This window comes from Gordonia zhaorongruii, assembly GCF_007559005.1.
Taxonomy (GTDB): Bacteria; Actinomycetota; Actinomycetes; order Mycobacteriales; family Mycobacteriaceae; genus Gordonia; species Gordonia zhaorongruii.
In genome coordinates, this window is the sequence record NZ_CP041763.1 from 1,657,794 (window position 1) to 1,670,701 (window position 12,908).

A 12,908-nucleotide genomic window follows, 5' to 3' on the forward strand; every position below is an offset into this window, starting at 1 on the left:
TGGCGAACCTCCGCGATCAGATCAACGCGGTCGCCAGCGTCCGGAACGCCTCGGCAGGGAAGTTCGCAGCATCGCCACCGTTGAGAACCTGGATCGCGACCTCGTCCGCACCGGCATCGTAATGCGCTTCGATGCCGGCCGTGACCCGGTCGATCGAACCCCACGGGATGAGCGCATCGATGAGGCTGTCACTTCCACCGTCTGCGAAGTCCGCATCCGTCCATCCGAATCGACGCAAGTTGTTGGTGTAGTTCGGCATAGCCAGGTAGCCGGTCGTGTACTGCCGGGCCGTGGCGCGCGCAGTAGCCGGGTCCTCGTCGAGGACCACGGCGACTTCCGGTGCCAGCAGTGCACCCGACCCGAGCGCTTCACGCGCCTGTGCGGTGTGCGGCACGGTGGTGAAGTACGGGTGCGCGCCGGCCGAACTAGTGCGTGCCAGTTCGAGCATCCGCGGCCCCAAGGCAGCGAGCACTCGTTGCTCGGGAGACTGCCCGGCGGCGTCTAGAGCCGCCACGTACTCGACCATCTTCGAGTACGGCTTGCGGTAGTCGGTTCCATCGCCCTCGACCAGTGCGGCATGGCTGGTTCCCAGACCGAGCAGGAAACGTCCCGGGTGCACGCGCGTCGCGTCATCGGTGAACGCGACGGCCTCGGCGACCGGCGTGTGCCAGATACTCAGGATTCCGGTGGCGACCTCGATGCGCGAAGTCCCGTCCAGGATCTCCCGGAATCGTGGCGGCACACGGGATCCGAAGCCGCCCGACGACCAGATTCTGGAGTACCCGAGCCCCTCGAGTTCGCGCGCAGCGTCGACGACTGCCGTCCGACTGTCACCCGCGAGGAAGAATGGTTGCCACACACTGACGCGTCGTTGAGTCATGACCCGACGCTACCCGCCGACTCGGCAGCATACGACCGCCTTCAGTCGCAGGATGCGACGATGGACGCATGCGCACCTCGAACGGCAACGACCGTGATCGTGACGAGGCCGGCCGTGCACGGAACGCTCGCCCCCGCGATGAACTCGGACGTCCACTCCCGCCAGGCAGCGTCGGAGTCGAACGCATTCCCGAGGATCTGGACCTCCCGCCGGCTGAATCGCTGACCTGGGCGCAGGAACTGCTCGATCGAGGACTCGCCTTCAACGCACACGAGGTCCTCGAAGGCGCGTGGAAGAGTTGCCCCGACGACGAGCGCATGCTGTGGCAGGGCCTGGCGCAGCTCGCAGTCGGCGTCACACACGTTCAGCGCGGCAACCCCAAGGGCGCGCTTTCACTGCTCGAACGCGCCACCAGGCGGATCGGACTCCACGAGGGCCCCGTCCCGTACGGAATCGACGCCGCCGGACTGATCTCCTACGCCGACGAGCTGAGCGCTGAGCTGCGCCGAGGCGTCGATCTCGAACCTGGTCGGTTGAAACCACGTCTCGTGGCCCCACCGAATGGACGGTGACCCGTTGGGGTGCCGGGTCAGGCGTCGGCCAGCAGTTTCCGCAGCACGTAGGGCAGGATCCCATCGTTGAGGTAGTAGGCGGCCTCGGCCGGGGTATCGATCCGGACGGTCGCCGTGAACTCGCGGCTCCGGCCGTCCTTCTCGACGGTCACCGTGACTTCATCGGCGAGACCTTCTCCAGAGGTGATCCCGGAGACCGAATAGATCTCATCGCCGTCCAGACTCAGCGACTCAGCATCCTCGCCATCGTGGAACTGCAGGGGCAGCACACCCATTCCGATGAGGTTCGATCGGTGGATGCGCTCGAACGACTTCGCGATCACTGCGCGCACGCCCAACAGGCGTGTTCCCTTCGCGGCCCAGTCACGCGACGAGCCCGACCCGTAGTCCGTTCCGGCGATCACGAGCAGCGGAACGCCCTGCTCCTGATACGCCATCGCCGCGTCGTAGATCGTCGTCTGGTCGTTCTCGGGCCACTTCGTGGTGAAGCCGCCCTCCACTCCCGGCACGAGTTCGTTGCGTAGTCGCACGTTGGCGAATGTCCCGCGGATCATCACATCGTGGTTCCCCCGACGGGAGCCGTAGGAGTTGAAGCTCGTTCGGTCGACGCCTTTGTTCGCGAGGTAGCGGCCTGCGGGGCTGTCGGTCTTGATCGCTCCAGCGGGGGAGATGTGGTCGGTAGTGACCGAATCGCCCAACTTCACCAGTACCCGCGCGGCCGCGATGTCCGCAACGGGCTCGGGCTCGTGAGACATGCCGTCGAAGTACGGTGGCCGCCGGATATACGTCGATGCGTCGTCCCAGTCGTAGACGGCGCCTTCCGGGACGTTCATACCGCGCCAATTGTCGTCGCCCGCATAGACATCCGAGTAACCGTCGGTGAACATCCGCGCCTCGACGTTCTCGTCGACCGCCTGCTTGATCTCCTCATCCGTCGGCCAGATGTCACGCAGGTAGATGTCCTCACCGTCGGCGTTGGCGCCGAGAGGCTCGGACAGCAGGTCGGTGTGCAGACTGCCGGCGAGCGCGTACGCGATCACCAGGGGAGGAGAAGCGAGGAAGTTCATCTTCACTTCGGGATGGATGCGGCCCTCGAAGTTGCGGTTGCCCGACAGCACTGCCGAGACGTTCAGGTCCTTGTCGCCGACAGCCTGACTCACCTCGGAGATCAGCGGACCCGAGTTCCCGATACACGTGGTGCAGCCGTAGCCCACCAGATTGAATCCGAGTTCGTCCAGATACGGAGTGAGTCCCGATCGTTCGAAGTAGTCGGTGACGACGCGCGATCCCGGCGCAAGGGTGGTCTTGACCCACGGTCGTGTGCGCAGTCCACGCTCGACGGCCTTCTTCGCCAGCAACCCGGCACCGAGCATCACTGACGGATTCGACGTGTTGGTGCACGAGGTTATCGCTGCGATGACGACGTCGCCGTGGTCGACGATCGCCTTCGTACCGTCGATGACGACGTCAGCCGGATCGCTGGGCCAGCCGAGCTGCGCGTTCGCAGTGAGCTGGTCGTCCGACATCGTGCGCGGCGGCAGGTCATCGCCGTCTCCGGACCCCAGCGAGATGGGATCACTCGCCGGGAACGAACTGGCGGACGCGTTGTCGACCCCGCCGCTACCGGAACGCGATCGACTCGAACTCTCGTTGAGCAGGCCCAGCACCGTTCGAGGAGCGTCGCCGAGCCGGATCCGATCCTGAGGACGAGTAGGCCCGGCGATCGACGGCTCGACCGAGGCGAGGTCAAGGTCGACCACGCGCGAGAAGTCGGGAACCTGGTCCGGATCGTGCCACAGCCCCTGCTCCCGTGCGTAGGCCTCGACGAGCTGGATCTGATGCTCGTCGCGTCCGGTCAGACGCAGATAGTCGACCGTCTCGGCGTCTACCGGGAACATCGTCGCAGTGGATCCGTACTCGGGGCTCATGTTGCCGATGGTGGCGCGGGTCGCCAACGGCACGTTGGCGACGCCCGGTCCGAAGAACTCGACGAATTTTCCGACCACGCCGATGCCGCGCAGCAGTTCGGCCACGGTGAGGACGAGATCGGTCGCGGTAGTGCCTTCACGTAGTTCGCCGCTGAGCTTGATCCCGACTACCTGGGGTATGAGCATGCTCATCGGCTGGCCGAGCAAGGCGGCTTCCGCCTCGATACCGCCGACGCCCCACCCGAGCACCCCGATGCCGTTCACCATCGGGGTGTGGGAATCCGTGCCGACGAGGGTGTCCGGGTAAGCCTGGGTAACGCCGTCACGCTCGCGGGTGAAGACGACGCGCGCCAGATACTCGAGGTTCACTTGGTGGCAGATTCCGGTATCGGGGGGAACCACCAGGAAGTCATCGAAGGACTGCTGTCCCCAGCGCAGCAGCTGGTACCGCTCCTTGTTGCGTTCGAACTCCAGCTCCGCGTTGATGCCGAACGCGTCCGGCCTGGCGAATGCGTCGGCGATGACCGAGTGATCGATGACGAGTTCTGCTGGGATCTGCGGATTGATCTTCGCCGGATCGCCGTCCAGAGCGGTCATTGCGTCGCGCATTGCGACCAAGTCGACGACGCACGGGACACCGGTGAAGTCCTGCATGAGGACGCGTGCCGGGGTGTACTGGATCTCGGGGTTGTGCTCCGATACTGGATCCCAGTCCCGCACGGCTCTGATCTGCGCGTCGGTCACCAGTTGCCCGTCCTCGTTGCGGAGCAGGTTCTCCAGGAGGACCTTGAGGCTGTACGGAAGCCGGGATGATCCGTCGATCCGGTCGAGACGGTAGATCTCGTACGACTTCCCGCTCACCTCGAGCCGGTCCTGCGCATTGAAACTGTTCGAGTTCATCGCGAGTGTCCACCTTCCGCCTAGCGCACGCGGCCTCGGAAGGGGCTCAGAAGCCGTGTGATCGTGACGACTACTTCTGACCGTACGCGGACGGGTTCAGATTAGATGCGGTACAGCGCGAACCGGGGTCAGCGGGGTTCGACGTCGCGGGCGATCATCGTCCGCTTCGCCGAGTCCGAGATGCCGGGGATCCGCACGACGGCGTCCAGCAGCACATCTGCGCAGGTATCAGCGATCACCGCGCGATCGAGAACCGGATCGTGCACCCAGTCGTGGATCGCCTGCTCGATGAAGCCCATCCACGCGGTGGCCACCATGGACAGGCGGCGGTCGTCGGGAGGGTCAAGTCGTCGTCCATTGATGGACTCGATCTGCCGGACGACTATCGAGGAGAGCTGCTGACGCTCCGCGTGGTCGCGTTCGACCATTCGCGGATCGGAAGCGACGGTGTCACTGAAGATCGCCCGGGCAACGGTCGGGTACTGCTCGTATGCCTCCAGGTACCCCAGGACCGCGGCTCGCGCCTGCTGGAACGGGGTCGCCATGGGGTCGATACCGGCGGCCGTCTTCTCGAGCATCCTGTCGGACACCTCGTCCACCACGGCGATGAACAGAGTGCGCTTGTCGGGAAAGTAGCGGTACAGCAGCGCGCGTGACACCGACGCGGCCCGCGCGACTTCATCCATCCGCACGTCGTCGTACGTGGAAGTCGTGAATTGCTCGATGCCGACGCCGATCAACTCGGCCCGACGCTGGTCCGGCGATAACCGCCGACGCTGGACTCCGTGATCACTACTTGACACGTATCCGACAGTAGCGAAGATTGAGAGCTAGTACACACACGTCCACTAAGGGCTCGCATGTCACTTCCGCACCCCGCGCACCGATTGCCGGTGATCGGCGATGTCCTCGACCAGTCACCGAGCGCGCCGTTGACCAGTCTGGCGAGGACGGCGGTACAGACCGGCCCGATCTTCGAGACGTCGCTGCTGGGCGCGCGGTACGTCGTGGTCTCAGGGGCGGACCTGGTAGCCGAGATCAACGACGACGCACGTTTCACCAAACACGTCGGCCCCGAACTGGTCGGCCTGCGACCGGCAGCGGGCAATGGACTGTTCACCGCGGAGAGTGAGGACCCGGCGTGGCGGACCGCCCACGAGTTGCTCATGCCGGCGTTCAGTCAGCGCGCGATGCACACGTACCACCCGATCATGCTCGACGTGATCGACGAGCTGACCCGCAAGTGGGACAGCCGAATCGGCGACGCTGTTGACGTTCCGGCCGACATGACGCGGGTCGCGCTGGAGTCCATCGCCCGGTCCGTCGCCGGCTACACGTTCGAGAGTTTCACTGCGGACGCACCCCGCAGACATCCGTTCGTCACCCACATGGTCGGACTCCTCAAGGGCAGTCTGATCGAATCGTTCCTGCGCCGAACGTGGCTGCCGCGGTCGATAGACACCGTCGCCCGAAAACGAACGGAATGGCATGCCGGACACCTCAATCGAATCGCCGACACCATCATCGCCGAACGCCGGGGCATGGGCGCCGCGGACGGCGATCTGCTCGATCTGATGCTCTCGCCGGGACCGAACGGCACGCAGTCCCTCGACGACCTCAACATCCGGTATCAGCTGATCACGTTCCTCATCGCCGGACACGAAACCACGGCAGGCGCATTGTCGTTCGCCCTACATCACCTCGCGCAACGTCCCGATCTGGCCGACGCGGCACGGGCGGAGATCGATGGGATATGGGGCCAGTCGGACCGGCTCGAGTTCGCTCAGGTTCCCAAGCTCCGCCTTGTCCGCCGCATATTCGACGAGACACTGCGGCTTCATCCGACCGTGCCCGCGTACTTTCGGCGCGCCATCGCCGATACCGAACTGACCAACGGACACCCCGTGCGCGCAGGGGAGTGGTTCCTCGTTCTCACCGGGCGCCTGCACCGGGATCCGCTGTGGGGCGGCAACGTCGATGAGTTCGACCCGAGCCGGTTCCTTCCCGCCGCAGTGCGGTCGAGACCCGGGCATCTGTACAAGCCGTTCGGCACCGGGATGCGTTCGTGCATCGGGCGGCAGTTCGCGATTCACGAATCGGTCCTCGTGCTCGCATCGATCCTGCGGCGCTACGACATCCAGACATCGCCGGACCACGAGCTTCGCACGGTAGAACGCCTGACCGCGCTCCCGAAGCGCCTGCAACTGACACTGACTCCCCGGTGACGTCAGGGTGCGCCGAGCTTGAGCTTCCCGTCGATCGCGTTCTCGAACGCCCATAGCGGGTAGCCGCCGAGCAGGGGAGACCCGTCGATCCAGTAGGCGGGCGACGGCGGGATGAACAGCCGTTGCGCCAACGTGAGATCGGAGTCGATCTCGGCATCGAAGTCGGCGCCCGTCATCTCGTCACGGAACTTCTCCAGATCGTCCACGCCCGAGTCGCCGGCGAGACGAACGAGTGCATCCGCGGTCAGCTGCGCGTGGTTCGCGGCCTGTGCGTGCATGATCGCGTCGTGCATAGGCCAGAACCTGTCTTGCCCGGCGGCGGCCCGGCCCGCGCGGGCCGCCAACCGCGCCGCTGGACCGGAGGTGGGAGCGTCACGCCATTCGATCCGCAGCCGACCGGGCTTCACGTACTCGTCGATGATCTTCGGTTGGAGCTGCGTCGCGAAGTGCACGCAGTACTCGCACGTGAAGTCACCGAAGACGACCATCGTGACCGGCGCCGTATCGTCTCCGAGTACGAGGGGATCGTCCGTGCTGCGTCGTGGCACGTCCCCGGCAGTGCCGGTGTTGACGTTCATCACCGTCGGCGAAGCCGTGTCCTCAGCCGCCGACGGCTCCCGCAACTGCGTGGCGAGAAGCACCGCCAGGACGGCGACCGCGATGGCCGCCGCGACGATCAGAATCGATCGGCGATTCGTCGGCTGGATCATGCGCAACCACTCGTCATCGCGGCGAGCCAGGGGAGGACGACTGCGGCGCTGAGCGCGACGAGCACAGCACTTTGCACAGACGTCGCGATCACCGTCGCATGGCTGCGGGGTGACGTCTCGCAGCCGACCAGCGTGCGGATGCGGTGCGGGCCGACCGCGTGGAGTGCGGCACCGGGCGACAGCGTCGGCGTCGACGCCTCATCAGGTTCGTCTCTCGCCAGGCGGAGCAGCGCGGTCACCAGCGCACGGGTTCCTGTCTGCTCACGAGCCGCATTGTCGGCGGCCACCTCCAGGTACAGCGGGATGGCAGATGCGACAGCGTGAATGAGCGGGATCGGCCGCAGCACATGCGCGATGTGATTGCTCAGCATCGCGATGAGGTGGTGACGCTGATGAAGGTGCGCTGCTTCGTGGGCGAGAACCGCATCGAGCTCTTCCGGTTCGAGTGCGTCGAGGGCCCCGGCGCTCACCACGATCCCACCGTGCCGCCGGGACAGCGCGTAGGCCTGCGGATGGACGTCTGAAGTGACGAGGACGCGGTGTCCGCGGACGATCTCGGTGTGCGCCCGCGCGCGAACACGTGCGGCACTTCGTCGGGTGGCGATCGCACCGGGGACCGCGCGCATCATCACGGCCATGACCGCGACGGCGACGAGTAAGGCGGGGCCGGACATCAGCACGGTCGTGGGTATACCGGTGTGAAAGACGGGTTCGGCCCAGGGATTCGACGATTCGAGACATCGGCGGCAGATCCCTGCGGAGTCGCCGCCGCCCTTTCCGGTCACCATCCATGCGGTCAGCGGTCCCATCGCCATGAATGCGATCGACCATACGGCGACGCCTCCGGCCAGGATCGCGACCGCGGCCCGCGGAGATCGTGTGAGCGCAGGCGCGGCCGCGCGGACCATTCGCGGTCCGCTGAGCGCTGTGGTCAGCAGTGCCACGACGAGCAGCACTGGAAGGATCGACGGGCTCACGCGCGGTCCTCGGGGTGAGCGCGTGTCAGGTACTCGCGAAGCAGCGCGGCGTCATCGTCGGAGATTCCGTCGACGAAGTGCAGGATCGACGCCGCCCGGTCCTTGCTCGACGCCAGAGCCTGGTTCATCAGGTTCGCGGTGTGCACGTCGCGGCTGTAGCGCGGGCGATACTGGACCGAACGGCGCCTGCGCTGTGCGCCGACCAGCTTCTTGCGTTCCAGGTTCCGCAGGACGGTCGCGATCGTCGTATACGCGGCGGCGTTCGGCAGCGCGTCGATGATCTGTCGGATGGTCGACGGGCCACCGTCCCACAGGATGTCCATCACCTGTTGTTCGAGTGGACCGAGTCGCACGGGCTGACCATCGGTCACGGCGAGCTCCATTCTGCGGGGACCATGCAGCGTTCTTGATTCTGCAGGCGGATCGCGAGTCCGATCCAGAGCAGACCCAGGCCGAGTGCGGCAAGCAGCGGCTGAAAGGGCGCGAACCATGTCTGCGCCCCCGTGTACCCGAACGCCAGGAGTGCGAACTTGTTGCAGACCGGGCAGCCCACCGCGAACCAGGAGGCCACGGCTCCGAGTGCGCCCAACCTGCCCGAGCGTGCGCCCGCGGAATCATCGTCGCCCGGTGCCGGCCCGGCCGAGTCGGTTCGCACGTAGGTGGCGGCTAGCAGGCCGGACAGAATCGCCGTCGCGACGAGAACCGGGTAATTCCAGGCGACGGGTGCGATGTCACGGCCGAAGACGGTGTTCGGGATCAGTACCGTCACCCACCCGATGAGGACTCCGACGACGCCTGCCACTGTCACGGCGGTCACTGCTTGGCGAAATGTTGCGGTGCGTATCGCACGCGACACGAGCCGCGGCGAGTCGCGGACCGCCCGCGAGGTTTCTGCCGAGAAGACCATGGCCACGAGTATGCACGATTCTCGACTATCGTGCATAGTTGATTACTACCTAGATTAGTAATCAAATGTCGTGAGATGGAGTGTGCATGACCGAGCGCCGTTCGACCTGGCCGTCATGGCTGGTGCCCAGCCTGATCGTGATCGTCGCTGCAGCGCTCATCGGATTCGTGGTGGTCTACAACACGGGTGGCACCGAACCGTCGGCGAGCGAGGCGGACACGAGCGAGGTCTATCCGTACGACATCGGAATCGAGCGGCGCGACGCGCACGATCCACTGGCGATCGGCCGTGTCGACGCTCCGATCACCATGGTCGCGTTCAGCGACTTTCAGTGTCCGTACTGCGCCAAATGGTCGCGTGATTCACTGCCCGCCATGTTGGAGCGCGTCGACAGGGGACAGCTGCGCATCGAGATGCGTGACCTGAGCGTGTTCGGGGAGCCGTCCCGGCGCGCTGCGGAGGCGGCATACGCCGCAGCGGGACAGGATCGGTATCTCGACTTCCACAATGCACTCTTCGCCGACGGACAGAAGCGGCCGCCGAACGAGTTGACCCAGGACGCACTCGTTCGCACCGCGGCCGGCCTCGGGCTCGACGTCCACCGCTTCCGTGCAGACATGAACTCCGCGGAGACGAAGGCTGCAGTCGATCGAAATGAGGAGGACGCCGCCACTGTCGGCGCCTACTCCACACCGTCGTTCATCCTCGGCGGACAGCCGATGGCAGGAGCCGGACCGACCAAGACCTACTTGGACAAGCTCGACTCCCTGCTGCCAGTGGACGGAAACTGAGCACGTGGACATCGGGATGGCGGCGGCGTTCGCCGGCGGAGTCCTCGCGCTGCTCAGCCCGTGCGCGGCGCTCCTCCTGCCGGCGTTCTTCGCCTCGACGGTCGGCGCGCGCGGCAAGCTGCTGGTACACGGGGCCGTCTTCTACATAGGCCTGCTGATCACGCTTCTACCGGTCGGGATCGGAGTCGGGGCTCTCGCCGGCACCGTAGCCGAGCACCGCACCGCGATCATCGCCGTCGCGTCGATCGTGATCGTGGTACTCGGCGTGATCCAACTCGTCGGACGGGGTTTCGACATCAGCCGGGCGATCCCGGGGATCTCACGGCTTCAGGAACAGTCTGTGGAACGCGCGGGGTTCGTCAAGACACTCATCCTGGGTGCCGTGAGCGGCGTAGCGGGATTCTGCACCGGTCCGATCCTCGGCGCGGTTCTGACCATGGCGGCCTCCCGTGGAATGGCCGGGGCCGGCGTGCTTCTCGGTATCTACGCATTGGGAATGGTCGTCCCGCTGATGGCGATCGCAGCGGTGTGGGATCGCTTGGGGGAGCGGGTCCGACGGGTCCTCCGGGGACGTGAACTGTCCGTCGGCCGGATGCGCATTCATTCCACGAATCTCGTGACGGGCGTACTGCTCATCGTCGTCGGCGTGGCTTTCTGGTTCACCAACGGGTTCATCAGCCTTCCCGAGCCGGTCGATGCCGATACGCAGTTACGCCTTCAGGACGGTGTGTCCGTCTTATCCGATCCAGTAGTCGACATCGTCGCCATCATCGTCGTCGCTGCGGCCCTGCTCGTGTGGTGGCGGCGAACGAGAACGCGCGACTCGAGTAGTTAGGAAGTTCTGGGAAACTGAACCCCTGCAAGATGTTCAGCTGAGTTCCATAGACGTTCGCCTACTGCCGGATCGAGAACCTGCGCGACGCTCGGAACCCGGGCGGGGGAGCCGACCAGCTCGAAACGACCCGACGGCCCGAAGTAGTCTCCGCCCCTGGCCGATTCGTCCGTCGCCGCCCGCAATATCGGCAGCGCACCGGCATTCGCTTCCTGAACGAAGAACTTCAGCAGCGGCCGGGTCAGTCTGCTGTGATAGGCACGCTGAACGAGCTGATTGCGCTCGCGCATCACACCGGTACGTGATGAACCCGGGTGGGCCGCCACCGAGATCGCTGCGGTACCTGCGGCCGTCAACCGGCGGTTCAGCTCCTGAGCGAAGATCAGCTGGGCCAGTTTCGATCTCGCGTACGCGCGGAACGGTCGTGTCTCACTCGTCGACTGCAGGTCGTCGGCGTCGATCCGCTTGTTTCGATGCGCGAGGCTTCCCACGGTGACCACGCGTGCGGCCTGCGCCCTCGCGATCTGAGCATCGAGATGACCGATGAACGTGAAGTGACCGAGAAAGTTGGTGGCGAGCCCGAGTTCGATGCCATCCGCCGAGTAAGCGATCCGCTTGGGAATGAAGCCGGCGTTCGCAACGACGATGTCGATCGCCTCGTGCCGCTCGGCGATCTGCTCGGCGCATCGCCGGATGGAGTCACGGTCCGCGAGGTCGAGGGACAGGTGGTCGACAGTCGCCTTCGGGTACTCGTCCGTGAGCCGCTGGTGCGCGGCTGCCGCTGTCTCCGGATTCCGGCACGCCATGACGACCGTGGCACCGAGCGAGGCGAGACCACGCGCCACCTCGAACCCGATTCCAGAGTTCGCACCCGTGACGACGGCGACCTTGCCCGACTGATCGGGTGCGTCGCCCAGTGACCATTCGGGACTATGCGACGTCGTCGGCAAGGTGGTCTCCTGGGTTGATCGATCCGGGCCGCGTCGAGGCGGCAGATTACGTCACCGTACCTGCGGCCGGAGGAACGTCGCGACACAGCTCGACGCGTTCGGTGAAACGACTGCTGGTCTGCCGAGATGACCGCGATTCGAAAACCAGTCCTGGACATCTGTGGGTCGCCGCGACAGTGTTGAATCGTGGCCTGGACCAGGGATCAGCTCGAACGTTTCGACGCCGCTCGTGAACTCGAGATCGCGGTACGTCGCCACGATGGCACGCTTCGTCCGTGGACTCCGATCTGGGTGGTCTGCAGCGCCGGTGGCGTCTATGTCCGAACCTGGTATCGCCGAGACACAGGCTGGTTCGGTCTGGTTCTGCGCACCGGGCGGGCCCGTGTTCGCGCTCCCGGAGTGGAGGCCGATGTGCGGGTGGAGGACATCGCCCTCGGACTGTCGGAAGTCGGAGCCGAGATCGACGACGCCTATCGCGGGAAATACGGCAGCGGGTCGACCGGAGGCATGGTCAGCGACGAGGCCGCGGCCACGACGCTCCGGCTACTGAGCGAATGACGCGACGAATCTCCGAAAATCAGGGCACACTCGTGACCGCTCACTGCGACGGCGAGCGGTCAACTCCGTTGACGTATCCCGCTGGCTCGGTCAGCTCCGTCCCCCTGAGCATCCGAAGTCAGCTGGCGCATCTGACCGAATGAATCATCAAGATAACTGGCCAGCGGTCGGGGAGTTGCGGCCGTAGCCCACTCCGCGACCGCTGATTGGAACGCCACGAATGCAATCCCGGCAGCGAGCTCTGCGGCCGGTGAGTCGACTCCACGTCCGCGCAGCGCCTCGACGGCCGCGGCGACGACCAACTGTTGTTTGCTCAACCCACGTTCCTGCAGGGCCGGCTCATCCGCAATGATCTCCCGCCATCGACACATCCACTCGCGCCGCGGCTCGAAGTACTGCTCGGCAACCGCGCGCAGCGCGTGCTCGAGCGTACCCAGCGCAGAGAGGTGGGGCGGCGCGGCTTCAATGAGCTCGGCGAACAGACTTGCGAGCCCCTCCTCTCCAGCGAACAGCACTTCACGCTTGTCAGCGAAGTATCGGAAGAAGGTACGGGTGGTCACCCTGGCACGCTCGGCGATCTGCGGGACGGTCGTGGCGGCGTAGCCGTGCTGCGCGAACAATTCGATCGCGGCGCGCTCTAAACGTCCGCTGGCATCGGGATCCCATCTAGCCACGGCC

The 12,908-nt window shown here is 65.5% G+C and carries 14 protein-coding genes; 5 read left to right on the top strand and 9 right to left on the bottom strand.

Translation table 11 applies throughout. From position 1 onward, the window contains the following. Nucleotides 1–16 precede the first annotated feature (16 nt). Nucleotides 17–880 (bottom strand): TIGR03620 family F420-dependent LLM class oxidoreductase, encoded by an 864-nt coding sequence (locus tag FO044_RS07670; protein ID WP_132994253.1) that lies wholly within the window; start codon nt 878–880, stop codon nt 17–19. Nucleotides 881–948: 68 nt separating this feature from the next. Here FO044_RS07670 and FO044_RS07675 point away from each other — a divergent pair, with 68 nt between their 5' ends. After that, nucleotides 949–1,452 carry a DUF309 domain-containing protein gene (locus FO044_RS07675; protein ID WP_132994252.1) on the top strand — a complete coding sequence of 168 codons (504 nt, stop codon included), beginning with the start codon at nt 949–951 and terminating at the stop codon, nt 1,450–1,452. A 17-nt stretch (nt 1,453–1,469) separates the two neighbouring features. Here FO044_RS07675 and acnA read toward each other — a convergent pair whose 3' ends face one another. Together acnA and FO044_RS07685 are read right to left on the bottom strand one after the other, a co-directional pair. Beyond that, nucleotides 1,470–4,280 (bottom strand): aconitate hydratase, encoded by a 2,811-nt coding sequence (acnA, locus tag FO044_RS07680; protein WP_132994251.1) that lies wholly within the window; start codon nt 4,278–4,280, stop codon nt 1,470–1,472. Nucleotides 4,281–4,408: 128 nt separating this feature from the next. Continuing rightward, nucleotides 4,409–5,083, bottom strand: coding sequence for a TetR/AcrR family transcriptional regulator (locus FO044_RS07685; RefSeq protein ID WP_132994250.1), 675 nt, complete (start codon nt 5,081–5,083; stop codon nt 4,409–4,411). A gap of 57 nt (nt 5,084–5,140) precedes the next feature. Here FO044_RS07685 and FO044_RS07690 point away from each other — a divergent pair, with 57 nt between their 5' ends. After that, nucleotides 5,141–6,505, top strand: a complete 1,365-nt coding sequence (locus FO044_RS07690; protein WP_132994249.1) for a cytochrome P450 — start codon at nt 5,141–5,143, stop codon at nt 6,503–6,505. Nucleotides 6,506–6,507: 2 nt separating this feature from the next. On the opposite strand, the gene FO044_RS07695 is transcribed toward FO044_RS07690, so the two are convergent. From FO044_RS07695 to FO044_RS07710, 4 genes are read right to left on the bottom strand one after another with little or no spacing between them, the layout of a single operon-like run. Continuing rightward, nucleotides 6,508–7,215: a DsbA family protein gene (locus tag FO044_RS07695; protein ID WP_132994248.1), complete on the bottom strand. Its 708-nt coding sequence runs from the start codon at nt 7,213–7,215 to the stop codon at nt 6,508–6,510. Next, the gene (locus FO044_RS07700) at nt 7,212–8,192 is read right to left on the bottom strand and encodes a M56 family metallopeptidase (protein ID WP_132994247.1); all 981 of its coding nucleotides are present in this window, start codon (nt 8,190–8,192) and stop codon (nt 7,212–7,214) included. The genes FO044_RS07695 and FO044_RS07700 overlap by 4 nt, the downstream gene beginning before the upstream one ends. Beyond that, on the bottom strand, nt 8,189–8,563 hold the full coding sequence (locus FO044_RS07705; RefSeq protein ID WP_235831554.1) for a BlaI/MecI/CopY family transcriptional regulator: 375 nt from the start codon (nt 8,561–8,563) through the stop codon (nt 8,189–8,191). The genes FO044_RS07700 and FO044_RS07705 overlap by 4 nt, the downstream gene beginning before the upstream one ends. Next, on the bottom strand, nt 8,560–9,009 hold the full coding sequence (locus FO044_RS07710; protein ID WP_244945729.1) for a hypothetical protein: 450 nt from the start codon (nt 9,007–9,009) through the stop codon (nt 8,560–8,562). Before FO044_RS07710 ends, FO044_RS07705 begins: the two co-directional genes overlap by 4 nt. Before the next feature lie 176 nt (nt 9,010–9,185). Here FO044_RS07710 and FO044_RS07715 point away from each other — a divergent pair, with 176 nt between their 5' ends. Both FO044_RS07715 and FO044_RS07720 read left to right on the top strand, forming a co-directional pair. Further along, nucleotides 9,186–9,890, top strand: coding sequence for a DsbA family protein (locus FO044_RS07715; protein WP_132994244.1), 705 nt, complete (start codon nt 9,186–9,188; stop codon nt 9,888–9,890). A gap of 4 nt (nt 9,891–9,894) precedes the next feature. Next, the gene (locus FO044_RS07720; protein ID WP_132994243.1) at nt 9,895–10,725 is read left to right on the top strand and encodes a cytochrome c biogenesis CcdA family protein; all 831 of its coding nucleotides are present in this window, start codon (nt 9,895–9,897) and stop codon (nt 10,723–10,725) included. Here FO044_RS07720 and FO044_RS07725 read toward each other — a convergent pair. Then, entirely contained in the window at nt 10,722–11,672 is a 951-nt protein-coding gene (locus FO044_RS07725) for an oxidoreductase (protein WP_132994242.1), read from the bottom strand. The two genes, FO044_RS07720 and FO044_RS07725, sit on opposite strands and share 4 nt — an antisense overlap. A gap of 186 nt (nt 11,673–11,858) precedes the next feature. On the opposite strand from FO044_RS07725, the gene FO044_RS07730 reads away from it, so the two are divergent. Then, nucleotides 11,859–12,230 carry a DUF2255 family protein gene (locus tag FO044_RS07730; protein WP_132994241.1) on the top strand — a complete coding sequence of 124 codons (372 nt, stop codon included), beginning with the start codon at nt 11,859–11,861 and terminating at the stop codon, nt 12,228–12,230. A 59-nt stretch (nt 12,231–12,289) separates the two neighbouring features. Here FO044_RS07730 and FO044_RS07735 read toward each other — a convergent pair whose 3' ends face one another. Next, nucleotides 12,290–12,904: a TetR/AcrR family transcriptional regulator gene (locus tag FO044_RS07735; RefSeq protein WP_165943128.1), complete on the bottom strand. Its 615-nt coding sequence runs from the start codon at nt 12,902–12,904 to the stop codon at nt 12,290–12,292. Nucleotides 12,905–12,908: the final 4 nt, after the last annotated feature.